We start from the raw sequence: 22,385 nt of genomic DNA, 5'->3' as shown, positions 1-22,385 counted from the left end.
CACGGCTGGGAGGTCCATGGGGAGACCGCCTCCCCGGCCGGCTCGCCCATTGGAGTCAAAGGCACCACCGATATGCCGGGAATACGGCAACAGCTCCCAGTAGCATCCTCCATGCAGTCGGGAAGAACGTGGAGGCCGACCCCCGGAGAAGTCCGTGCATGACGCTCCCGACACCGCGATGGGCCCACCCTCTCGCTTCGGTGGAGGACCTCTCGTCCGGATACGCGGTCTCAGCAAGCGGTTCGGCGGCACCCTCGCGCTCGCCGGGGTCGACCTCGACATCCACGGCGGCAGCGTCCTCGCCCTGCTCGGCCCCAACGGCGCCGGGAAGTCCACCCTCATCAAGGTGCTCGCCGGGGTCCACCACGCCGACGAGGGCGAGGTGACGGTGGCCGGGCATCCGCTCGGCTCGGACGCCGCCGCCCGGAAGATGTCGTTCATTCACCAGGATCTCGGCCTCGTCGAGTGGATGACGGTCGCCGAGAACATCGCCCTGGGCACCGGCTATCCGCGCCGTTGTGGACTGGTCTCCTGGCGGCAGACCCGAGAGCGATGCGCCGAGGCCCTGCGGATCGTCGCCGGTCATCTGGACGCCGACGCCCCGATTGCCGACCTCGCCCCCGCGGAGCGCTCGCTGGTCGCCATCGCCCGCGCCCTGGCGACACGGGCAGAACTCTTCGTCCTGGACGAGCCGACCGCCACCCTCCCCGCCGCGGACTGCGCCCGGCTCTTCGACGTCCTGCACACCCTGCGCGACCGAGGGCACGGCGTCCTCTACGTCAGCCACCGGCTCGACGAGGTGTACAAGGTCGCCGACACGTTCGCCGTGCTGCGCGACGGCCACCTCGTCAGCCAAGGTCCGCTCGCCGGCCACAGTCCCGCTCGTCTGGTGCATGACATCGTGGGCCGCGAACTGGCCGGCCACCGGCCCGCCACCACCCCCGCCGGCGGCCCGCCCGTCCTGAGTCTCGACGGCGTACGCACCCGGTACGCCGGACCGGTCAGCCTGGAACTGCGTGCCGGCGAAATCCTCGGCATGGTGGGCCTGACCGGCGCCGGCCACATGGACCTCGGCCGCGCCCTGGCCGGCGCCCGGCCGGGCCTCGGCGGGCGGGCACAGCTCGACGGCCGCCCGTACCACCCGCGTACGGTCGCCGCCGCTCTCGACTCCGGCGTCGGCTTCGTGGCCGGGAACCGTCAGGAGGAGGGCTGCGCCGCCGAACTGACCGTACGGGAGAACTTCCTGGCCAACCCCCGGGCAGCCGGTGTGCCGGCGTGGCACTGGACCGGTCCCCGGCGCGAGCGGGCCGAGGCCACCGCCCTGATCGACCGGTTCTCGGTGCACCCCCGCGACTGCGAGGTCCCGATCGCCACCCTTTCGGGCGGCAACCAGCAGAAGATCATGGTCGGCCGGTGGCTCCGGGTGAGCCTGCGCCTGCTGGTCCTCGAAGAGCCGACCGCCAGTGTGGACGTCGGTGCCAAGGCCGCGATCCACCGTCTGCTCGACGACGCGCTGGCCGCCGGCCTGGCGGTACTGCTCATCTCCACCGATTTCGAGGAGGTCACCACCGTGTGCCACCGCGCCCTGGTGTTCGCCCGTGGGAGCGTGACGGCCGAGCTGACCGGTGATGCCCTCACGGTCGGCGAACTGACCCGCACCGCCTCGGCCATGCCCGCCATCACCGGAACCACGACGAACCGGTGACCCCCTCCCCCTCACCCCGACCCCTGCTGGGCTTCCTGCGCGGGCACCTCATCGGCACCTACGGCCTCCTGGCCCTGGCCGCCCTGCTCTTCCTGATCTTCTCCATCACCCTGCCGGACACCTTCCCCACACGGGACAACGTCTCCTCGATCCTCTCCAACCAGTCGATCCCCGCCATCCTCGCGCTCGGCGCGACGATCCCCATCGTCACCGGCAAGTTCGACCTGTCCATCGGCTACGGCCTCGGCCTGGCGCACGTCATGGTGATGCAGCTCATCGTCAACGAAGGGTGGTCCTGGGCGCTCGCCTGCCTCGCGGTGATCCTCGGAGGGGCGGTGGTCGGCGCTCTCAACGGTGTCATCGTCGAGTTCGCGCAGATCGACTCCTTCATCGCCACTCTCGGCACCGGCAGCATGATGTACGCCGTCAGCGGCTGGATCACCGACGGAACCCGGATCGTCCCGGGCCCGCAGGGCCTGCCGCCCGCCTTCACCGGCATCTACGACTCCAGGTTCCTCGGCCTGCCGGTACCCGCCTTCTACGTCCTCGCCGTCGTCGTCGCCCTCTGGCTGGTCCTGGAGCGGCTGCCGCTCGGCCGGTACCTGTATGTCATCGGCTCCAACCCCCGCGCCGCCGGCGTCCTCGGCATCCCCACCCACAAGTACTCCGTCTACGCCTTCGCCGGTTCGGGCCTCGTCGTCGGCTTCGCCGGGGTCCTCCTCGCCGCCCAGCAGCAGACCGGCAACCCGAGTGTCGGCCTGGACTACCTGCTGCCGGCCTTCGTCGGGGCCCTGCTCGGCTCCACCGCGATCAAGCCCGGCCGCGCCAACGCGCTGGGCACCGTCGTGGCCGTCGCCGTCCTCGCCGTCGGCCTCGCCGGCATCGGCCAGCTCGGCGCCCAGTTCTGGGCCACGCCGCTGTTCAACGGCGCCACCCTGCTCATCGCCGTCGGCCTGGCCGGCTACTCCGCCCGCCGCCGACTGCGCACCGGCCCCACCACGACCCGCCAGACGCCCGCAAAGACGTCAGCCGCACCGACGAAGGACGGCACCCCCTAGGACACTTCGTAACGCGCACCGCGTCAGGAGCACCGTGTACTCGAACCGAAGGACCTCACTCACCACCGCAACCCTGCTGGCACTGGCCGCCGCCGTCGTTGTCGGTTGCGGGCGCGGCCCGTCGACGGGCACCGGGCCGTCGAGGGCCGGTTGCCCCGCCGTGCTCGCGAAGGCCAAGGCGGCCGTGCAGCAGGCCGAGAACACCAACGCCTCCTGGAACGGCCCCACCAGTGGCCCCGCGGCGGTTCCCGGCAAGAGCATCGTCTACGTAGCGCAGACCATGACCAACCCCGGCGTCGCCGGCGTCGCGCAGGGCGTCAAGGAAGCCGCGAAGGTCACGGGCTGGAACGTCCGGGTGATCGACGGAGAGGGCACTCCCGCCGGCATCCAGGCAGCACTCAGCCAGGCCATCACCCTCAAGCCCTCGGGCATCGCCATCGGCGGCTTCGACCCCAATCTGACGTCGCAGCAGGTGGCGCGGGCTGAGGCGGCGAACATCCCGCTCGTCGGCTGGCACGCGGTCCGTTCACCCGGCCCGAGCGAGAACCCCAGGCTCTACACCAACATCACCACCAACGTGGCGGACGTGGCGAAAATCAGCGCGGACTGGGTCATCACCCGGTCAAACGGCGATGCCGGAGTCGTCGTCTTCACCGACGACTCGATCCCGTTCGCCAAGAACAAGGCCGAACTGATCAAGCAGGGGCTCGCCACCTGCCCGGGCGTGCGGCTGTTGGCATACGAGAACATCCCGATTCCGGATGCGAGCCACCGCACCCCCCAGGAGGTCTCCTCCCTCATCTCCCGCTTCCAGAACAGGTGGACGTACTCGGTCGCCATCAACGACCTCTACTTCGCCGATGCCGCCCCGGCCCTTCGCGCTGCCGGGAAACCGGGCTCCGGCCCTCCCTTCAACATCGGCGCGGGCGACGGCGATCCCTCCGCCTTCCAGCGCATCAACAGCGAGCAGTACCAGGCCGCCACCGTCCCCGAGCCGCTGTCCCAGCAGGGCTGGCAAATCATCGACGAGTTCAACCGCTCCTTCGCCGGCCAGGCCGCCAGTGGCTACGTCGCCCCCGTGCACATCTCCACGGCCGACAACACCGGCGGGGCCACTTCCTGGAATCCGTCGGGTTACCGCGAGGCCTACCGGAAGATCTGGCGCACCTGACGGCCTCGTGCACGGACCTCGCTGCGTACCGCCGTCCCCAGGCCAGGGACCGGCGCCGAGAAGTGTTCGCGCAGCGCGGCCAGCACGGCCCCGGGCTGCTCCGCGGGTGCGAGGTGCGAGGCGTCCGCCAGCTCGGTGAGGGCCGCGCCCGGCACGGCGCCGGCGATCTCCCGGGCGTGCGCGGGCGGTGTGGCGGGATCCTGCCGGCCTGCGACGACCAGCGTGGGCGCGGTGATCGACGGCAGTTCGTCACGCAGGTCCAGGGCAGCCAGCACATCGCAGCAGGCCGCGTACGCCTCCGGGTCGGTCCGGCGCAGATCGTCGATGAGCCCCGGCGCGGTGAAGCCGGGGGTGAACCATCGTGCCGGCGCGGTCTCGGCGATCGCGCCCGTGCCCGACTCGCGTACCAGAGCGGCCCGTTCACGCCAGGGCCCGGCCGGGCCGAAGTGCGCGGAGGAGCAGATGACGGCGAGCCGGTCGACCCGCTCCGGATGGCGCGCGGCCAGCCACAGGCCGACCGCGCCGCCGAGCGACACCCCGGCGTAGCGGAAGCGGTCCAGGCCGAGCGAGTCGGCCAGGTCCAGGACCAGCGCGCCGAGCCGGTCGACGGTGGCGCCGGGGCCGATCAGACCGGCGGACGATCGGCCATGCCCCGGCAGGTCCCATCGGACGGTACGCAACGCCGGACTCAGCTCGGGCGCGATCGCGTCCCACAGGGCGGTCGAAGTGCCCAGGGACGGGCCGAGGAGCAGGGCGGGCCGGGTGGCCGGGCCCTCTGAGTAGTGGTGCAGCATATCGGTCATGGCCTGCGCATTCGTGGTTCAGCGCCGCCTCAGGGCGCGGTCGGTGAGTGCCCCGGCAGCGCCGGTGTACTGAGCGGGGTCCATGAGGGCGGACAGGTCGAGATCGTTCAGCGCGGGCTCCGAGTCGCGTATCCCGGCCAGGACGTCGGCCAGTTCTGCGCCTGTCGTACGGGAGGTGAGTGCCGCGTCCGTCAGCAACTGCTGGGCACGGGCGCGGCCCAGCCGGCCGGCGGCGACGGCGGTCAGCCGCTCCGAGACGATCAGCCCTTCGGTCAGGTCCAGGTGCTCGCGCATCCGAGCTGGGTGCACCCGCAGGCCCGTGACGAGTTCCGCCGCGTCCCGGGACGCTCCCCCGACCAGCCGCAGCAGATCGCGCAGGGGCTCCCACTCCGCGTGCCAAGCTCCGGCGGGCCGCTCATCCTCGGCCGCGACGGAGCCGTACAGCACGGCGGCCGGCGCGGGCGCCCTGCGGGCGGCGGCCACGATGAGCGCGGCCCGCACCGGATTCGCTTTGTGCGGCATGGCGGACGATCCGCCGCCGCTGCCCTCGCTCAGTTCGCCGATCTCGGTACGGGAGAGTACGAGCACGTCGGAGGCGATCTTTCCGAGCGCACCCGCCGTGAAGGCGAGCGCACCGGACAGGTCGGCGAGGGGGGTGCGGAGGGTGTGCCAGGGCAGTGCCGGCTCGGCGAGGCCGAGTTCCCGGGCGTACGCGGCGACCAGCCGCACACCGGTGCCGGCCGCCTGCGCGTACGCGTCGAAGGACGCCAATGTGCCTGCCGCACCGCCGAGTTGGGCGGGCAGCGACGCGCGTACGGCGATGAGGCGATCGCGGGCGTCGAGTACCAGCGCGCGCCAGCCCGCCGACTTCAGCCCGAACGTGGTCGGGACGGCGTGCTGGGTGAGGGTGCGGCCCGGCATGGGGGTGTCACGGTGCTCGGCGGCGAGGCGGGCCAGGACGTGGTCCGCACGGTCCAGGTCGTCGAGGACCAGCGCCAGCGTCCCGGAGGCGACCAGCATCGCCGCGGTGTCGAGGATGTCCTGGCTGGTGGCCCCGCGATGAACGTACGGCGCATGCTCCTCGGGCACCGCCGCCGCGAGATCGGCGACCAGTGGGATGACCGGGTTCCCACCGTGGCGTGCGCGCAGCGCCAGGTCGCGCAGGTCGAAGCGCCCGCCGTGGGCGGCCCCGGTCACGGCAACGGCCGCCTGCTCAGGAGCCAGGCCGAGCGCGGCCTGGGCGCGGGTGAGTGCGGCCTCGGCATCCAGCATCGCCTGCAGAAAGGCGGCGTCGGAGGTGGCCGCCTCGGCGGGCGAGCCCGCCCGCCCGGGGGCGAGCAGGCCGGCGTCGAGATCGTCGTGCGTCATGTGAACTCCAGGAACACGGTTTCCGCCGCACCCTGCAGCCGGATGTCGAACCGGTAGGTGCCGCGCGGTTCGGCAACCGCCACCAGCGTCGCGCGCCGCCCGGGCGTGAGCGAGGCAAGCAGTGGGTCGGCGGCGAATGCCTCGGCCGGCTCCGGCAGATAGACCCGGGTGAAGAGGTGGTGGGTGAGACCGCGGGCGAAGACGCAGACGCAGATGTACGGGGCGTTGCGGCCGCGGGCGCCGGGGCGGAGCGTGCGTACCGCCCAGTGGCCGTCCGCGTCGGTCGGTACGCGGCCGAAGCCGGTGAAGTCGACGCCGTTGCGGCCGAGGAAGCCACCGGTCGCCGGGTCGCGGCGCAACGAACCTCCGGCGCACGGCAGTTCACCGTCAGGGCCCGGGCCCCAGAACTCCAATAGCGCGTCCGGGACGGGGGCGCCGTTCCCGTCCGACACACGGCCGTGGACGGTGATCGTGTCGGGGTGGCCGACCGGGGCTGTCTCGGCGCCGCCGGGGAACGGCAGGGCGTACCCGTAGAAGGGCCCCACGGTGTGCGAGGGAGTGGGAGGCACGGGAGAAGTCGTCATGTCAGCGGCCTTCCTCGGCCCAGGTGGCGGCGGGACCGTCGAGCACGATGTCCCAGCGGTAGCCGAGGGACCGTTCCGGCTCCGACAGGCCGTGGTCGTACGCGGCGACCAGCCGCTGCCGAGCGGCGCCGTCGATGACGGACTGCAGGATGGGGTCGTACGCGAAGAGCGGGTCGCCCGGGAAGTACATCTGCGTGATCAGTCGCTGTGTGAAGGCTCTTCCGAAGAGCGAGAAGTGGATGTGCGCGGGTCGCCAGGCGTTGGTGTGGTTCCGCCACGGGTAGGCGCCGGGCTTGATCGTGGTGAAGGTGTAGCTGCCGTCGTCGCCGGTCAGCGTCCGGCCCACACCGGTGAAGTTGGGGTCGAGCGGCGCGGGATGCCGGTCGCGCTGATGGGCGTACCGCCCGGAGGAGTTGGCCTGCCAGATCTCGATCAGCTGGCCCCGCACCGGCCGTCCGTCACGGTCGAGGAGCCTGCCGCTGACGGTGATGCGCTCGCCGAGCGGCTCACCCCGGTGGTGGCGGGTGAGGTCGTTGTCGAGCTCGGTGGTGTCGGTTTCACCGAAGGCGGGCGAGGCCAGCTCGACGGCCTCGGGGTCCTGCCGCAGTCCTATGGAGACCAGCGGCTGCTTCGGGTGACGCAGCACGCTGGAGCGGTACGGGGCGTAGTCCCGCGCCGGATGATGTGCGGGCGGGGCGCCTTCGGCGGCGGACTTCTCGTACGCCTCACGCTGCTGCGCCATCTCGTGGTCGATATCGGTCTGAGTCAGTGCCATGAGTCGGTGAACTCCCTTGTCCTGGGGCCTGGTCCACGACGGGCTCACGAGCGGATCCCTTGAGGCACGATCAGCTTCGCGGCCGTCTGCGACACGATCTCGTCGGCCGGTACATCCGGTGCGCACTCCACCAGCACCAGGCCCTGAGCGGTGACGTCCAGGACGCCGAGGTCGGTGATGATGCGGTCGACGCAACCGCGGCCGGTGAGCGGCAGGTCGCACTCCTCGACGATCTTCGGGCTGCCGTCCTTGGCCGTGTGGGTCATCGTCACGATGACCCGGCGAGCCCCGTGCACCAGGTCCATGGCGCCGCCGATGCCGGTGACCAGCTTGCCGGGGACGGCCCAGTTGGCCAGGTCGCCGGCGGCGGACACCTGCATGGCGCCGAGCACGGCGACATCGATGTGGCCGCCGCGGATCATCCCGAAGGACAGCGCCGAGTCGAAGAAGGAGGCGCCCGGGAGCACGGTGACGGTCTCCTTGCCCGCATTGATCAGGTCGGGGTCGACCTCGTCCTCGTAGGGGAAGGGCCCGGTGCCGAGAATGCCGTTCTCGGATTCGAGGATGACGTGGATGCCCTCGGGGAGGTGGCCCGGGATCAGCGTCGGCAGTCCGATGCCCAGGTTGACGTACTCGCCGTCGCGCAGTTCCCGGGCCGCGCGGGCGGCCGTCTCGTCCCGTGTCCAGCCCATCAGCCGCGCACCGTCCTCTGCTCGATCTTCTTGTCGGCGGCCTGCGCGGGTGTGAGGGCCACGACCCGCTGGACGAAGATGCCCGGCAGGTGGACCCGGTCCGGGTCGAGCTCGCCGGGCTCGACCAGCTCCTCGACCTCGGCGATGGTGATCCTGCCCGCCATGGCTGCCAGGGGGTTGAAGTTCCGGGCGGACTTGGCGAACACGAGATTGCCGTGCCGGTCGCCCTTCGCGGCCCGTACGAGCGCGAAGTCGGTGCGTATCCCCCGCTCGAGGATGTACTCCTCGCCGTCGAACTCCCGCACCTCCTTGGGCGGCGAAGCCAGCGCGACCCGGCCCTGGCCGTCGTAGCGCCAGGGCAGTCCGCCCTCGGCGACCTGGGTGCCGACGCCGGCCGGGGTGTAGAAGGCGGGGATGCCGCAGCCGCCCGCGCGCAGCCGCTCGGCGAGTGTGCCCTGCGGGATCAGTTCGACCTCCAGCTCGCCGGCGAGGTACTGGCGGGCGAGCTCCTTGTTGGCGCCGATGTAGGACGCCGTGACGCGGGCGATCCGGCCCGCGGCGAGCAGGCGGGCCAGACCGGAGTCCATCGCGCCGCAGTTGTTCGACACGACGGCGAGGCCGCCGGCCCCGGTCGCGTACACCGCCTCGATCAGCACGTTCGGCACGCCGCTGAGACCGAAACCTCCGACCGCGAGCGACGCGCCGTCGCACACGCCGGCTACGGCCTCCGCGGCCGTGGACACCACTTTGTCCATCCGTCCGCTCCTCCCTTGGTCCGAAATAATCAGTGCACTGACTATCTTCGTATCAGTGGGGAGCGTGACATCATGGTGATCCAGGGTCAAGGCCCTCAGTACAAGGAGGATCTCCGGAAAGGACGAATCGTGCCCGCGCTCGACCTCAGCACCCACCCCGGCCATCTGGCCCGACGCCTGCAGCAGGCGCACACCCTGCTGTGGAACACGATCGTCTCGGAGGAGGTCACCTCCCCGCAGTTCGCCGTTCTCAACACCCTGGTCGGCGAGGACGGCCTGGACCAGCGCACCGTGGGCGAGCGGGTCGGTCTCGACCGGTCCACGATCGCCGAGGTGATCCGCCGCCTGGTCGGCCGCGGTCTGGTCGACAAGGTCCGCGACGCGAAGGACGGCCGCCGGTCCGTGCTGCGCGCCACCGAGGAGGGTGAGCGGGTGCACCGCAAGCTGTCCGGGCGGACGGCCCGCATGAACCAGATCTTCCTCGCACCGCTGGACCCTCAGGAGCAGTCCACGTTCCTGGAGTTGCTGCAGCGGGTCTCCGACGCCGCCGAGTCACTGCGCAACCCTGCCGTACAGACAGAGGCACACCGGGCCCTGGACGGCCGCATCGCATCCTGAGCCCGCAGGCCGGGCCGCGCCGGCCGGCGCACACCCCGCCGGGACAACAGGCGAGCGACTCACCGGCGGCTCGAGACGCCTCTTCGGGCTTCCTCGTGTTCGACGTGCGACCGCCCGCGATGTGACCCAGCCCACACCGAGTCATGCCGACTGGTCGGTATGCTTCCGGGAACTCAGCAACTGGAGGCTCGATGTCTGCGATCAATCGCCAGATCCGCCTGGCAGCCCGCCCCGTGGGTGAGGTCACAGCAGATGACTGGGAGCACGCGTCAGCGCCTGCCACCGAACCGGGAGACGGCTGTTTCGCCGGGCGGACGCGCTTCATCTCACTCGATCCCGCAATGCGCGGATGGCTCGACGACCGCCCCTCCTACCTGCCACCCGTGGGCATCGGCGAGGTCATGCGCGCGGGATCGGTGATCGAGGTGACGACCTCCAACCATCCCGCGTTCCAGCCCGGCGACCATGTCGTCGGCACGTTCGGCGTCCAGGAGCACGTCGTCTCCGACGGCAAGGGCGCCGTGAAGGTCGACCCGTCACTCGCCCCGCTCCCGACCTTCCTGGGCGCACTGGGCATGCCGGGCATGACCGCCTACTTCGGACTGCTCGACGTCGGCACCCTGAAAGAGGGTGACACCGTCGTGGTCTCCGGCGCCGCCGGTGCGGTCGGCACCCTGGTGGGCCAGATCGCCAAGGTGAAGGGCTGCCGCGTGGTGGGCATCGCCGGCGGCCCGGAGAAGTGCGCCCTGCTGACCGACGAGCTCGGCTTCGACGCGGCGATCGACTACCGCTCCGGCGATCTGAAGCGCGCACTGCGTGACCAGACGCCCGACGGCATCGACGTCTACTTCGACAATGTCGGAGGAGAGATTCTCGACCTGGCCCTCACCCGGCTCGCGATGCACGCACGCGTCGTGGTCTGCGGTGCGATCAGCCAGTACAACAACGCGACACCGGTCCAGGGCCCGTCCAACTACCTGTCGCTGCTCGTACGGCGGGCACGGATGGAGGGCTTCGTGGTCTTCGACTACGCCAAGCGCTTCACGCAGGCCACGCGGGACATCGCCGGCTGGATCGGCGACGGCCGGATCAAGGTCAAGGAGCACGTGGTGAAGGGCACGGTGGACGACTTCCCCGAGACACTGCAGATGCTCTTCCGCAGTGAGAACGTCGGCAAGCTCGTTCTGGAGCTGGCGTGAGCACCGTACGGCCGCCGCTTTGGGGCAAGGTCGCGATCGTCACCGGTGGCGCGAGTGGCCTGGGGCGTGCCACTGCGGTGGCGCTGGCACAGGCCGGTGCCGAGGTCGTCGTCGCGGACCTCGACACGGCGGGAGGCCGGGAAGTGGCCGAGCTCGTCGGCGGCACCTTCCACGCCTGCGACGTCTCCGACCTGGAGGCCAACCGAGCGCTGGTGGACCGTGTGGTGGAGCACTGCGGCGGTGTCGACATCGCCTTTCTCAACGCGGGCGTGACGACGGGCTGCGGTGTCGGCGACGACTTCGACGTGGCGCGCTACCGCCGGGCGATGGGCGCCAACCTCGACGGAGTGGTCTTCGGCGTGCACGCGGTCCTGCCCGCTCTGCGGGCCCGCGGCGGCGGGGTGATCGTGGCGACCTCCTCACTGGCCGGCCTGGCCGCGGCTCCCCTCGACCCGGTCTACGCGGCCAACAAGCACGCGGTGGTGGGACTCGCCCGCTCGCTGGGGCCGGCTCTGGCGGAGGAGGGAATCCGCGTGAACGCGATCTGTCCCGGGTTCGCCGAGTCGCGGATCATCGACCCGCTGCGCGGCATGCTCTCCGACGAGGGGGTTCCCGTGATCCCGGCGGAAGTGGTGGCGGACGCGGTGCTGCGGATCGTCACCGGCGACGGCGCCGGAGAGTGCTGGTTCGTGCAGGCGGGCCGCGAGCCGGAGCCCTTCCGGTTCCGGAACGTGCCCCGGGCGCTACCGGCTCCGGCGATCTGAAGAGGTGCCGACGCACGCCGGCCGGACGGGCGAGGGACTCCGTCACGGCCGGTGCGCGGGAGCGCGATCGGCACCGGCCTGCGCCGTCTGCCGCACGAGACCGGCTCCCTGCAGCGGCGCGACGGCTCGGTGCGGCGCCCGGCTCGCTGAGCAACGGCTCGGTGCAGCACCCGGCCCGCTGAGCAACGGCTCGGTGCAGCACCCGGCCCGCTGAGCAACGGCTCGGTGCAGCACCCGGCCGGCTGCAGGGCAGTGCTCAATCGATGACGGCATTGGTCACGGTCGCGTCCGCCGGCGCCCGTACCGCGTTCAGCACGACGGCCGCCACCGACTCCGGCCGCAGGAACTGGTCCGGGCAGTATTCGTGGCCCGCTCGTTCGGCTGCCTTGCGTTGCAGCTCGGTGTCGGTCGGGCCCGGGTGGATCGAGGTCACCCGGACTCCGTTGGCTTTCTCTTCGGCCTGCAGGGCGTCCGCGAACGCTCGCAACGCGTACTTGCTGGCGGTGTAGGGACCGCGGTGCGGCTTGATCCGGAGTCCGGATCCCGCATTGATCAGGACCACATGTCCTCGGCGCCGGCGAAGTGACGGCAGGAGCAGCCGAGTGAGTTCGGCGGCCGAGAATAGGTTGACCGCGAAGATTCGCTGCCACACGTCCAGTGAGGCATCGGCGATCGCGCCGGGCTCGGCGACGGCGGCATTGTGCACGAGCACGTCGAGGCGATCGATACCGGCGGTGGCCCGGGCGAGTGCGCCGGGGTGTGCCAGATCGGCCACCCATGGACGGGCCCTGCCCGGCAGGTTGTGGGCGAGCGTTTCGAGTGACCGGACGTCGCGGCCGCCGAGGAGCACATCGTGTGTGGGCGCGAGTGCCCGGGCGATGGCTTCCCCGATGCCCCGGGAAGCTCCTGTCACGAGTGCACGTGGTCGTGTGGTTGTCATGGCGCAGTACCTCGCAGAACGGGCCGGAAGGTGACCGGCAGGCTTGTCAGTCCACGCATGAACCGGCTGTGTCCCCAGGTCAGTTCGGAGGGATCGACAGCGAGCGCCAGCTCGTCGCAGCGCTCCAGGAGGGCGCGCAGCGCGATCGTGCCTTCCGCCTTGCCGAGCGGCGCGCCCAGGCAGTGGTGGATCCCGTGTCCGAACGCGAGGTGTCCTCGGCTGTCACGGAGGATGTCGAACCGGTCGGGATCGGCGAAGCGGTCCGGATCCCGGTTGCCGGCGCCGTAGGACAGCAGTACGGCTTCTCCGCCTCCGGGCACGGTGACCTCTCCGATCTGCATTTCGCAGGTCGTGAACCTCAGTACGGGCGCCATCTTGATGGGGCCGTTGTAGCGCAGGATTTCCTCGATCGCCTGCCCCATGAGGTACGGCTTGCTGCGGAGCAACTCCAACTGCTCGGGGTGTTCCAGCATCGCCAGCACTCCGCTGCCGATGAGATTCGCGGTCGTCTCGAAACCGGCCACCAGGAGGAGGAAGGACATGCTGATCACCTCGTCCTCCTCGTGATCGGCCTCGAGAAGCCGCCCCAGCAGGTTGTCGGAACCGGCGCGGGAATCCTTCTTCGCCTTCAGCAGCCCGGTGAGGTAATCCCGCATCTCGGAGGCGGCTTGAGGCATACGGCTCTGGTCGCCCTCGCTCATCTCCACGTAGACGCCGGCCAGCCGCGCAAAGGTGTCGCGCCCCTCGGCAGGCACGCCCAGCACCTCCGAAATCACCGTGAGCGGCAGACGCTTCGCGAAGTCGGTGATGACATCGAAGCGCCCCAGCGGAAGAAACGGGGAGATGAGTTCGTCGGCGATCTCCTGGATGCGTGGACGCAGTGCTTCGATGCGGCCCGGTGTGAACTCACCCGCCACCAGCGCACGGAGTCTGGTGTGATCCGGGGGGTCGCAACGGAGCATGTTGCGCGTGACGGTGTAGGTTTCGCCGGCGAACACCCATGGAACGGACTCCACGGCTCTGTTGCAGCGCCGCGGATCGCTGCTCAACCGTGGATCTCTGCTCAGTGTTCGGATGTCCTCATGGCGCGTGACGAGCCATACGGGAGCGCCTGCGAACACCACGCGCCGTACGGGCCCTTCGGCCCGCAGCTGCGCCAGCAGCCCGTACGGCGCTTCTACGTAGCGTTTCTGTTCCATGAGATCGGTGACACCGCCGGCAGCCGCCTGGTCGGGCGGCATGCGGCAAGAGGCATCGTTGTCGGCCTGTTCGGCAGTCACGGGTCCTCCCTGTACCGCGGAGTCGCTTGTTTCCTGTGAACTCGTGCATGAGCAGGCAGCGCCAGGCGCACCGGCAACGCGTCGCAATGGGGGTTCGACGGGTCTGCCGTACCTGGAGTCCACGCACCCCACGAGTGGTAGAAGCTGCGGTTCCGACGCTCCAGGTAGCAAATGAGATTGACCGGCCACCCGGTATTGACGAAGACGTACTTGTCCATCCGCGTCGGGTGTTCGCTGAGCGGTGCCCCGCTGCCGCCCGGTGAGTCGATGTTGTGCCAGTCGGGGTGAAGGTGTATCGACCCGAGAATGTCAAGCCCGTCCAGCTCGGCGTCCCGCATGATACGGAGCAGGTCGATGGAATCGCACCAGTATCCACGATGGGGGTTCTCGTAGGCCGTTCCGAAGCAGGGAATGATGGACTCCGAGAATTCTCCCAGGGCCGCACTGTCGGTGGCCCGGACGTTCCGGCCGAATTCGACGCGCTCGACGCGGGCGCTGTCGCCGCGCAGGCAGCCGACCAGCACGCCGAAGCACGCGTAGGGGAAGCCAGGCCTGATCTCTTCGTAGATGCGAAGCGCGGCGTCGAGGAAGGTGGAGCAAGCGGCACTTTCCAGGAAGACGTGCACGTTGTCCGCGCGTTCATCGCGGCCGCTGCCGTTCATCACCATCAGCGCTCCGGTCGTACGACGGGAACGGAGGTGAACCCGCGCAGCCGCCCGTAGCGCTGAACCGGTGGCCGCGCAGGCGCGAGATCCGGAAGGCGCTGCCGCAGCCGCCGGAGCACCATCGACATCTCCAGGTACACCAGTTCGGCGCCAAGACAGTAGTGAGCGCCTCCGCCGAAGCTCAGGTGACGTGTCCCGTCGCGCCCCGGCCGGAATTCGTCCGGCCGCGAGAACACGCCGGGATCCCGGTTGGCGGCACCCAGCACCGGCCAGACCTGCGCCCCCGCGGGTATCGACACACCGCTGAGGACCACCGCCGTCGTGGGGATCCGGGGGGCGGGGGTGAACTGTACGGGCGCGTCGTAGCGGAGGACCTCGTCGACGAACATCCGGGCGCCGGCAGGGCCGTCCAGGAAGACCGCCCTCTCGGGGTGGCGCATCATCAGGACGATCCCCGTCTCGATCCCCGCGGCGATCTGCGGGTACCCGGCGACCATGAGTCCCGTGACGATGCTGACCAGTTCGTCCTGGGGCAGGGCCTCAGGACAGTCGGTGTGGGCACGGACGAGTTCGGACATCAGATCATCGCCGGGCGCGCGTCGCCGGCGGACCACTTCCGCCTGGAGGTAGTCGGTGAGCTGCCGCATCGCCGCGGCACCACCGCTGTCCTGTCCGGGGAGCGGCCCGGAGGTGGGAAAGATGTCGGCGACGAGCGCCGACACGAGGTCTCGATCCCCCTGCGGCAGTCCCAGCAAATGCATGATCGTGTCGCGGGGGATGGTCTCGGCGAGTGCGGTCATGTCGGCGACGCCGTTGCGGAGAGTCTCCACCACTGGCTCGATCAGCTGGTCGCAGAGCCTGCTGAACCACGGCTGCCGGCACCGCACATGCTCGACGAATCGGCGGGCCACCGCGGTACGCATTCTGGTGTGCCGGGGTGGGTTCTGTGAGCTCATGACACGCGCCAGAACGGGCGCCGGATGATGCCGTGTCCCACCGGAAGCCCTGCGAGCGCCCGGCGCGAGAAAGCACTCGCGTTCGGTCAGAACACGCTGACAGTCCGCGTAACGGGTCAGCAGGTACGAGCCGGTCCGGCATCTGTACACGGGTGCCGTCTCACGCAGCCGTGCGTAGACGGGATACGGGTCGCTTGTGTGAACATCTGCAAGGGCGTCGGTGGAACCGATGGTTCCCATGGCATCACCCCTCGCCGTGACGGTGGTGGTGGGCCGGCCCGTCCCGCGTCCGCGGGACGGAGGCCCTCTTCCGGGGTGCAGCGGAGATCTCTTTTCAGCCCACCACCATTGACCACTCCAATCGGGTGACGTGCTACTCGGCCCCCAGCCGGATTACTCCGAACGGGTGAGTCGCATGGAGTGCAACTCTTGGGTTGCACCTGAAGGGGTCGATGTGCAACCCTGGAGTTGCATCAAATGGCGACGAAGGAGTCCCCTCATGAGCGAGGACCGGATCGAACGCGAAACCCTGATCGCGGCACCCCTGGAGCGGGTCTGGTCGCTGGTGGCCCAACCCGGTTTCTGGGTGGCCGACAAGGCGAGCCTGCCCGGCACGATGGCCAAGGAAGGCGAGTCGATGGTGGCGAAGAACCCCGAGCACGGCGACTTCCCGGTGCGTGTCGAGAAGGTCGAGCCGCCGACGTACCTGGCGTACCGCTGGACCAGCGCGTTCCCCGGAGAAGAGCTGCGCGAGGACAACAGCACCCTCGTGGAGTTCACGTTGACCGAGGAAGGCGACCGGACGCGGCTGCGCGTCGTCGAGAGCGGGTTCGCGGCGCTGGCCGGGTCCGAGGAGCTGCGCAGTCAGAACCTGAAGGACCACAGCAAGGGCTGGCCCCTGGAGCTCGACGCGCTCAAGAAGCGCGCCGAACAGTCCGCCACGTGACGGACGACCGTACAGGCGCCGCCGAGGCGGTCGACAGCGTCCTCGTGGCGCTGGCCGACCCGACGCGCCGCCGGCTGCTCGAGCTGCTCGCCGCCCACGGCGAGGCCACGGCGACGACACTCGCCGCACGACTTCCCGTCTCGCGGCAGGCAGTGGTCAAGCACCTCGCCGTTCTGGACGCCGCCGGTCTGGTTTCCGGCGGCCGGGTGGGACGCGAGGTGCGGTACGCGGTGCGGCCCGCGGCGCTGAACGCGACGGCGCAGTGGATGGCCGCGCTCGCGGCCGACTGGGATCGGCGGTTGGCGAACATCAAGCGCGTCGCCGAGGCAGCGGAGCGGGAGGAGAGAAGCAATGACCGATCACAGGACCGGAACACGTGAAGAGTGGCTCGCGGCACGGCGGGAACTGCTCGAGGCCGAAAAGGCGCTGACGCGACGCAGCGACGAACTGGCGCGCCGACGGCAGGAGCTGCCCTGGGTTCGCCTCGACAAGGAGTACCGCTTCGAGACCGACGAGGGCGCGGCATCCCTCGCCGATCTGTTCGGAGGACGCTCGCAGCTGCTCATCTACCACTTCATGTTCGGGCCCGGCTTCGAGGCGGGGTGTCCGTCCTGCTCGGCGATCGCGGACGGCTACGACAGATCCGTCGTCCACCTCGCCCACCACGACGTCACGCTCTGTGCGGTGTCGCGGGCTCCGCTCGCGAAACTCCAGGCGTACAAGCGGCGTATGGGCTGGAGCTTCCCCTGGGCGTCGTCGTCCGGCGGTGACTTCAACTACGACTTCGGCACCTCGATCACCGAGGAGCAGCAACGTTCCGGAGCCGTCGAGTACAACTTCGGGCTGACGGACATGACGCCTGTGCTGGAGGCCGGCGACAGCCCGATCGCCGACATCGCCGCCGCGCTCGGAACGGACGCCGCGACGTACACGCGCGAGATGCCGGGGATGAGCGCCTTCGCATTCGATGACGGCGTCGTCTACCACACCTACTCGGCGTACGCACGCGGGCTGGACGGCCTCTGGGGCATGTACCAGTGGCTCGACCGCGCGCCACTCGGGCGCAACGAGACCGGCATCTGGTGGCGCCGCCACGACGAGTACGACAACCGGCCTGATCCTGATGCGCAGAGCTGCTGCGGATCGTGAGGGCGGTCGGGCCGGCTTCCGGGCAGGGCGGGCCCTGGGAGGAGCGCCATGCCGCACGTACACATCGCCGTCCCCGAGCCGGCACGGCCCGGAATCCTTCTGCCGCGGCGTTACCTGGCCGTTGCATGGATCCTGATGTCCGTGAGCGCCGCACTGGCGTGGGTGCTCACCGCTGCCCGGTCCCGCGACATGGGCATGGAGCCGGGAACGATGGGTCTCGCGCATCCGCCACCCCGGACCGGTCGGCTCCTTCTCTTTCAGGCAGGCGCAGCGGTGTGTGCCTTTGCGATGAGTATGTCGAGGAGCGAGAGCAGGGCGTCCCGGACGTCCTCACGGGAGCGGGCGTCGAGCATGAGGACGGGCGTGTTCGGGTCACGCAGATGCAGCGCCGCCCTGATCTCCTCGGTCGTGTACGGCTGCTCGCCGTTGAAGCAGTTCGCGCCGACCACGAACGGGAGCCCGCGGTTCTCGAAGAAGTCGACGGCCGCGAAGCTGCGGTCCAGGCGTCGGGTGTCGACCAGCACGATCGCGCCGAGGGCCCCGTTCAAGAGGTCGTCCCACATGAACCAGAAGCGCTCCTGGCCCGGCGTGCCGAACAGGTAGAGAACGACTCCGGCGTCGGTGAGCGTGATACGGCCGAAGTCCATCGCGACGGTGGTCACCGTCTTGGACTCGATGCCGTCGAGGTCGTCGACGCCGACACCCGCGGCCGTCAGCCGTTCCTCCGTACGCAGCGGCTCGATCTCGGAGACCGACTCGACCAGCGTCGTCTTGCCGACGCCGAATCCCCCGGCGATCAGGATCTTGACGGGGGCCGCTTCCTGGGCAGGGGAGTCATATCCGGGCAAGGCTGTCCCTGATTCTCATGAGCAGGTGGACATTGGTGGTCTCGGCCTCCGCCAGGGGCGACCGGTGGTGGATCAGCCCGCGGTCCGCGAGTTCGCCGAGAAGGACCGTCATCGGAGAGAGGCGCATGTGCATCCGGGCCGCGATCTCGGCGACCGCCCGCCCGTCCGGCGCCGGGCACATGGCGAGAATGGCCTGCCACTCGGTGGGCAGGCCACCGTGGCTGTCCGCGGCGACCGCGGCCGTGATCATGGTGTCCATGGTCAGGACAGTGTGCGGAGCAGCTGTACGGCCATCGGTGAGGGCGTACAGCCGCGTCCGGCGGCGGCCTCGGCGCTGCGGATCGTCCGGCATTACGACGTCGGCGCCTGGGTGCGCTCAGGGGTGCCCAGCCACTCACCGAGCGCCTGCGCGGTCCGCACCGCCTCGCCGCCCAGCTCCCCGAGCCGTGCCTTGCGGGAGGTCACGACGATGAGCGTGCTGCCCTCCCCGCATCCGACGACGCAGAGATACCTGTCGTCCATCTCGACCAGCTGGCGGATCACCCGGCCACCGCCGACGTCCCGGGATATCGCCTTCATCGTGGCCGCGATTCCGGAGGCCGCCGCGGCAATGCGCTCCGCCTGGGGCCGTTCCAGCAGGTAGGCGCTGAGCTTGATCCCGTCGTTGGACAGGAGCACGGCTCCTTGGATGCCGGCGATCCTGCTCAGGTTGTTGTCCAGGATGCTGAAGATCATGTCGTTCGATGCCGTCGTCATGGCTGGTCCTGTCGGAGCTCTTGTTCCACTGTCTGGGTTCCGTGTTCGTAGTCCGCCCAGGCGTCGGCCACCTCTTCAGGTGTCGCCTCGCTCTGACCGGCCACTGGTTCCGGTGCGCGTGGCGCGCGGAGTTGCTCGGCGATATGGGTCTGCGGGACGCGCTCGGGCAGGGGCGGCCGGGAGTCGCCGTCGGGTGCCACGGGCCGGACCGGGAGCGCGCTCTGTGACCGGTCATCCGTCCGACGGCTCGGCAGCCCGGACCGCGAATGCAGGACCAGCTCGGGCTTGCGTTCATCGTTGCGCAGCGGTGCGGGGACGGGCGGCGCCGACTCGTGCGGCTGTTCGTGTCCGGTCGGCACGAGCAGTTCCTTGGGGATGATCACTACCGCCGACGTCCCGCCGTATACCGACCTGCGCAGCATGACCCTGGCCCGGAGCTGCTCGGCGAGGTGGCCGACCACGAAGAGACCCAGCCGGTGCGCGTTCTCCGCCAGTACGGCGTACGGCGGGGCCGAGTGCAGCCGTCCGTTCATCTCCTCGTAGCTCGCCGGGGTCACGCGCGGACCACGGTCCTCGATCTCGAGCGACAGCCCGTCCGCCACCAGCTCGGCCCGGATGACGACCTTCGACCTCGGCGGGGAGAACCGGGTGGCGTTGTCCAGCAGCTCCGCCAGGAGGTGGCTGATCTGGCTGATCACGCGCGGTTCCACGCTGATCTCGTCCAGGGCCTGCCGCTCGATCCGCCGGAAGTCCTCGACTTCCGCGGCGGCCTCGCGCAGCAGGTCGGCGACGCGCATGGGCTCGGTGTGCGGGTCAGGGATCTCACCGCCCGCCAGGATGAGCAGGTTCTCGACCTGCCGCCGCATGCCCACCGTCAACTGGTCGGATCGCATCAACTGGGTGAGGAGCGCCGCGTCGTGGCCGAAGGAGTCCTGGAGGTCCTCGGTGAGGCTCAACTGGCGGCTGACCAGGTTCCCGGTACGTGAGGCGATGCCCGCGGCAAACAGACCGAAACCGTGACGTTCGTCCGCGAGCTGCCTGTGCCCGTCGACGGATACGGCGACGACCCGGGCGAACGCGTCCCTGATCCGTCCCACCTCGTCCTGAGCCCCGGTCGTCCTGGGCAGCGTGTCGGCATCGACGGGCTCACCACGCTGCAGCCGGGCCACGACATCCGGCAGCGTCTCCTCGGCGATGGTCAGCGTGCGCTCGTACAGACCGCGCAGGCGGCGGAACACCGTGCGCGTGGTGAACACGACGACACCGGTGACGACCAGCAGTGCCCCGCTGCTTCCCGCGACCAGCCAGGCGACCTCCGCCTCGAGCTCGGCCGCCTTGGCGTCGGCCCGTGCGAGCAGCGCGCCCGCCCGGTCGGCGTTCAGCGTGCCCCACTGCGCCGCCCACTTCTCCTGTGCGGCCCGCCAGCCGTTGACCTCTCTGGGGACCTTCACACCCGTGCCGATGTCCGCGTGCTCGGACAGGACCGCGTGCTCGATGCGGCTCTTGGTCTGCCACTCGTCCGAGCCGCTGATCTGCGCATAGAGCCCGCCCGCCGCATCGGACAGATACGGCACGATCCAGATGTCGTACAGGTAGCGGTGGGCTCCGACGGCGTTGACGAAGTCGGTGAACCGGGAGCTGGTCAGCTCCCTGGACGGTCCGGCCTGCGCGAGGATCGTGTCCTCCTGCGCCAGGATCTCCGACGCCGAGAACATGGCGACGACCAGGCGGCTCTCCTGGGCGAGCTCGCCGTCCTCGAAGTGGCTGAACTCGTCCTGGTAGAAGCGGATCATCTGGCTGATCACGCCGGTGTAGAAGGCGATCGTGCTGTCGGGGCTGCCGCTGCGGGCGTCCGCGCGCTCCCGGTAGGTCCCCAGGTCGTCGAGGCCCTCCGTCACCTCCAGGAGGCGACGGTCCGCCTGCTCGGATCCAGCGGCAGCGGTCGCGGACGAGCGGCGGAACTCGGCCGCGGCGAGGTCCGTTGCCGTGCGCCGGTGCCGCAGGTCCTTCTCGGACACGGAAGAACCCGCCCACCGTGCGGCCGTCGCCGACCGCTCGGCCTGCATCTCGGCCATCAGCTTGTACAGGGGGACGCCGATCCGCTCACCGGTCGCCACATCGCGGCGCAGGTGCTCCGACTGCTCCAGCAACCGGTCCGCGGTCACGACGACTTGGGCACCCATCGCCGCGGTGGGGACTACCGCCAGCCAAATGAGCAAGGTACGCAGGCGCACGGTACGCCGTCGACGAGTTCTCGATGGGTCTCGGGGGCCTTCGGGTTCTATGGGAGACATCAGTCCTCGAGGGCGGGGAGAGCGGGGACAGGCCGACAGCACGGCCCCGCGCGAGCCCGGGACGGGAGGGGAACGGCTGGTCCGGCTTCGGTGGAACGTGAGGGATGCAGATCATAACCAGCCACGCCGAGAAAGTGAGAGGTTGCGGCAGTGATCCATGCGTGGTACTGGCGTCCGATAGTGCCGAAAACCAGGGGTTTGTACAGGAGTTCAGTTGATACCGCCTCGAAACGGCCCTGCGCCCGTGTTCGAGCCGCAGCATCTGCGGGCCACCGCACAGGGCTCGTTGAACGGGGAGTTGATGCTGCCCGTGAGGCCGAGCCGTTCGGTGACGGCGGCGAGTGCGCACAGGCCGGTGAAGGTTTCGGGCCGCCCCACACCACTCCATGCCACCACATCCAAGTCGTGGATCCGGCCGCCGTTGTTCGCGCCGTCGCAGTCCCCCGGCGAGGCACAGGAAGTGGTGGCGCTCGGCAACACCGGCGCGACGTGGCACGATCTATGGGGTGACCAGCAGACCCACCACGGCGCAGCGTCTGGGCGACCTCGCGCGGCTGCGCCGCGTGCGCGACCGGATCGACCGGGAGTACGCGCAACCGCTGGACGTCGAGGCGCTCGCCCGCGGCGCGAACATGTCGGCCGGCCACCTCAGCCGCCAGTTCCGGCTCGCCTACGGTGAGTCGCCGTACGGCTACCTGATGACGCGGCGCATCGAGCGCGCGATGGCGCTGCTGCGTCGCGGCGACCTCAGCGTCACCGAGGTCTGCTTCGCGGTCGGCTGCTCGTCGCTGGGCACCTTCAGCACTCGCTTCACCGAACTGGTCGGCGTTCCGCCCAGCGTCTATCGGCGCCAGGCGGCGGACGCGACGGCGGGGATCCCGTCCTGCGTGGAGAAACAGGTGACCCGACCGATCAGGAATCGAGAAGCGCCGCATCCCGAGCCGTAGCTAGCGTGACCGCCATGGACGTCACCATCCACGCGAGCTTCCTCCCGCACGACGACCCGGACGCATCCCTGGCCTTCTGCTCGTAGGCCGTGACGCCGAGGTCGGCCAGGAG

Annotated in this window: 23 protein-coding genes and 2 pseudogenes; 10 read left to right on the top strand and 15 right to left on the bottom strand. The window is 70.1% G+C overall.

Translation table 11 applies throughout. The annotated features are described in order from the left end of the window. The first annotated feature begins 154 nt into the window (after nucleotides 1-154). Genes AC0699_RS23150 through AC0699_RS23140 form a run of 3 tightly spaced genes read left to right on the top strand, consistent with a single transcriptional unit; the run spans nucleotide 155 to nucleotide 3,934 of the window. Nucleotides 155-1,705 (top strand): sugar ABC transporter ATP-binding protein, encoded by a 1,551-nt coding sequence (locus AC0699_RS23150; protein WP_478663281.1) that lies wholly within the window; start codon nucleotides 155-157, stop codon nucleotides 1,703-1,705. Then, complete coding sequence (locus AC0699_RS23145; RefSeq protein ID WP_478663278.1) at nucleotides 1,702-2,763, top strand: ABC transporter permease; 1,062 nt, start codon at nucleotides 1,702-1,704, stop codon at nucleotides 2,761-2,763. The genes AC0699_RS23150 and AC0699_RS23145 overlap by 4 nt, the downstream gene beginning before the upstream one ends. A 34-nt stretch (nucleotides 2,764-2,797) precedes the next feature. After that, nucleotides 2,798-3,934, top strand: a complete 1,137-nt coding sequence (locus tag AC0699_RS23140; RefSeq protein WP_478663275.1) for a substrate-binding domain-containing protein — start codon at nucleotides 2,798-2,800, stop codon at nucleotides 3,932-3,934. On the opposite strand, the pseudogene pcaD reads toward AC0699_RS23140, so the two are convergent. The 6 genes and pseudogenes from pcaD to AC0699_RS23110 form a co-directional block, all read right to left on the bottom strand. After that, a pseudogene (gene pcaD / locus AC0699_RS23135) lies at nucleotides 3,931-4,737 on the bottom strand (3-oxoadipate enol-lactonase); the annotation flags it as partial. The gene AC0699_RS23140 and the pseudogene pcaD overlap by 4 nt on opposite strands. Before the next feature lie 18 nt (nucleotides 4,738-4,755). After that, nucleotides 4,756-6,105 carry a 3-carboxy-cis,cis-muconate cycloisomerase gene (gene pcaB, locus AC0699_RS23130; RefSeq protein WP_478663272.1) on the bottom strand — a complete coding sequence of 450 codons (1,350 nt, stop codon included), beginning with the start codon at nucleotides 6,103-6,105 and terminating at the stop codon, nucleotides 4,756-4,758. Next, a complete protein-coding gene (pcaG, locus tag AC0699_RS23125) occupies nucleotides 6,102-6,689 on the bottom strand; it encodes a protocatechuate 3,4-dioxygenase subunit alpha (RefSeq protein ID WP_478663270.1) in 588 nt (195 codons plus the stop codon). Before pcaG ends, pcaB begins: the two co-directional genes overlap by 4 nt. 1 nt (nucleotide 6,690) lies before the next feature. Further along, complete coding sequence (pcaH, locus tag AC0699_RS23120; RefSeq protein ID WP_478663267.1) at nucleotides 6,691-7,464, bottom strand: protocatechuate 3,4-dioxygenase subunit beta; 774 nt, start codon at nucleotides 7,462-7,464, stop codon at nucleotides 6,691-6,693. A 44-nt stretch (nucleotides 7,465-7,508) separates the two neighbouring features. Beyond that, complete coding sequence (locus tag AC0699_RS23115; protein ID WP_478663264.1) at nucleotides 7,509-8,156, bottom strand: CoA transferase subunit B; 648 nt, start codon at nucleotides 8,154-8,156, stop codon at nucleotides 7,509-7,511. Further along, nucleotides 8,156-8,911 carry a CoA transferase subunit A gene (locus tag AC0699_RS23110; protein ID WP_478663261.1) on the bottom strand — a complete coding sequence of 252 codons (756 nt, stop codon included), beginning with the start codon at nucleotides 8,909-8,911 and terminating at the stop codon, nucleotides 8,156-8,158. The genes AC0699_RS23115 and AC0699_RS23110 overlap by 1 nt, the downstream gene beginning before the upstream one ends. Nucleotides 8,912-9,040: 129 nt before the next feature. Here AC0699_RS23110 and AC0699_RS23105 point away from each other — a divergent pair, with 129 nt between their 5' ends. The 3 genes from AC0699_RS23105 (at nucleotide 9,041) to AC0699_RS23095 (ending at nucleotide 11,492) form a co-directional block, all read left to right on the top strand. Beyond that, entirely contained in the window at nucleotides 9,041-9,529 is a 489-nt protein-coding gene (locus tag AC0699_RS23105) for a MarR family winged helix-turn-helix transcriptional regulator (RefSeq protein WP_478663258.1), read from the top strand. A 191-nt stretch (nucleotides 9,530-9,720) separates the two neighbouring features. Next, entirely contained in the window at nucleotides 9,721-10,728 is a 1,008-nt protein-coding gene (locus tag AC0699_RS23100) for an NADP-dependent oxidoreductase (RefSeq protein ID WP_478663257.1), read from the top strand. Next, the gene (locus tag AC0699_RS23095) at nucleotides 10,725-11,492 is read left to right on the top strand and encodes an SDR family NAD(P)-dependent oxidoreductase (RefSeq protein ID WP_478663254.1); all 768 of its coding nucleotides are present in this window, start codon (nucleotides 10,725-10,727) and stop codon (nucleotides 11,490-11,492) included. Before AC0699_RS23100 ends, AC0699_RS23095 begins: the two co-directional genes overlap by 4 nt. Before the next feature lie 256 nt (nucleotides 11,493-11,748). Here AC0699_RS23095 and AC0699_RS23090 read toward each other — a convergent pair whose 3' ends face one another. The 4 genes from AC0699_RS23090 to AC0699_RS23075 are packed head-to-tail and all read right to left on the bottom strand — an operon-like array spanning nucleotide 11,749 to nucleotide 15,333. Continuing rightward, nucleotides 11,749-12,432, bottom strand: coding sequence for an SDR family oxidoreductase (locus tag AC0699_RS23090; RefSeq protein WP_478663251.1), 684 nt, complete (start codon nucleotides 12,430-12,432; stop codon nucleotides 11,749-11,751). Beyond that, nucleotides 12,429-13,712, bottom strand: a complete 1,284-nt coding sequence (locus AC0699_RS23085; protein ID WP_478663250.1) for a cytochrome P450 family protein — start codon at nucleotides 13,710-13,712, stop codon at nucleotides 12,429-12,431. The genes AC0699_RS23090 and AC0699_RS23085 overlap by 4 nt, the downstream gene beginning before the upstream one ends. Continuing rightward, a complete protein-coding gene (locus tag AC0699_RS23080; protein WP_478663248.1) occupies nucleotides 13,709-14,380 on the bottom strand; it encodes a hypothetical protein in 672 nt (223 codons plus the stop codon). The genes AC0699_RS23085 and AC0699_RS23080 overlap by 4 nt, the downstream gene beginning before the upstream one ends. Further along, a complete protein-coding gene (locus AC0699_RS23075) occupies nucleotides 14,380-15,333 on the bottom strand; it encodes a cytochrome P450 (RefSeq protein ID WP_478663246.1) in 954 nt (317 codons plus the stop codon). The genes AC0699_RS23080 and AC0699_RS23075 overlap by 1 nt, the downstream gene beginning before the upstream one ends. A gap of 499 nt (nucleotides 15,334-15,832) precedes the next feature. Between AC0699_RS23075 and AC0699_RS23070 the strand changes: the two genes are divergently transcribed. The 3 genes from AC0699_RS23070 to AC0699_RS23060 are packed head-to-tail and all read left to right on the top strand — an operon-like array spanning nucleotide 15,833 to nucleotide 17,428. After that, on the top strand, nucleotides 15,833-16,279 hold the full coding sequence (locus AC0699_RS23070) for an SRPBCC domain-containing protein (protein WP_478663241.1): 447 nt from the start codon (nucleotides 15,833-15,835) through the stop codon (nucleotides 16,277-16,279). Further along, on the top strand, nucleotides 16,276-16,659 hold the full coding sequence (locus AC0699_RS23065) for an ArsR/SmtB family transcription factor (protein ID WP_478663238.1): 384 nt from the start codon (nucleotides 16,276-16,278) through the stop codon (nucleotides 16,657-16,659). The genes AC0699_RS23070 and AC0699_RS23065 overlap by 4 nt, the downstream gene beginning before the upstream one ends. Then, a complete protein-coding gene (locus AC0699_RS23060) occupies nucleotides 16,631-17,428 on the top strand; it encodes a DUF899 domain-containing protein (protein WP_478663235.1) in 798 nt (265 codons plus the stop codon). Before AC0699_RS23065 ends, AC0699_RS23060 begins: the two co-directional genes overlap by 29 nt. A 257-nt stretch (nucleotides 17,429-17,685) precedes the next feature. Here the strand turns inward: AC0699_RS23060 and AC0699_RS23055 are convergent, their stop codons facing one another. The 5 genes and pseudogenes from AC0699_RS23055 to AC0699_RS23035 form a co-directional block, all read right to left on the bottom strand. Then, nucleotides 17,686-18,276 (bottom strand): GTP-binding protein, encoded by a 591-nt coding sequence (locus AC0699_RS23055; RefSeq protein WP_478663233.1) that lies wholly within the window; start codon nucleotides 18,274-18,276, stop codon nucleotides 17,686-17,688. Continuing rightward, nucleotides 18,263-18,628: a DUF742 domain-containing protein gene (locus tag AC0699_RS23050; RefSeq protein WP_478663231.1), complete on the bottom strand. Its 366-nt coding sequence runs from the start codon at nucleotides 18,626-18,628 to the stop codon at nucleotides 18,263-18,265. The genes AC0699_RS23055 and AC0699_RS23050 overlap by 14 nt, the downstream gene beginning before the upstream one ends. After that, the gene (locus AC0699_RS23045) at nucleotides 18,628-19,032 is read right to left on the bottom strand and encodes a roadblock/LC7 domain-containing protein (RefSeq protein WP_478663228.1); all 405 of its coding nucleotides are present in this window, start codon (nucleotides 19,030-19,032) and stop codon (nucleotides 18,628-18,630) included. The genes AC0699_RS23050 and AC0699_RS23045 overlap by 1 nt, the downstream gene beginning before the upstream one ends. Further along, nucleotides 19,029-21,251, bottom strand: coding sequence for a sensor histidine kinase (locus AC0699_RS23040; protein WP_478663226.1), 2,223 nt, complete (start codon nucleotides 21,249-21,251; stop codon nucleotides 19,029-19,031). The genes AC0699_RS23045 and AC0699_RS23040 overlap by 4 nt, the downstream gene beginning before the upstream one ends. Nucleotides 21,252-21,587: 336 nt before the next feature. Beyond that, nucleotides 21,588-21,810: pseudogene (locus AC0699_RS23035) on the bottom strand (F420-dependent methylene-tetrahydromethanopterin reductase); the annotation flags it as partial. Nucleotides 21,811-21,832: 22 nt separating this feature from the next. Here AC0699_RS23035 and AC0699_RS23030 point away from each other — a divergent pair. Next, entirely contained in the window at nucleotides 21,833-22,273 is a 441-nt protein-coding gene (locus AC0699_RS23030; protein ID WP_478663224.1) for a helix-turn-helix transcriptional regulator, read from the top strand. The last annotated feature ends 112 nt before the right edge of the window (nucleotides 22,274-22,385 follow it).

Source organism: Streptomyces sp. NPDC043870 (assembly GCF_056435785.1).
The sequence above is the reverse complement of the archived record's forward strand: the minus strand, read 5'-3'. Positions and strand labels throughout refer to the sequence as shown.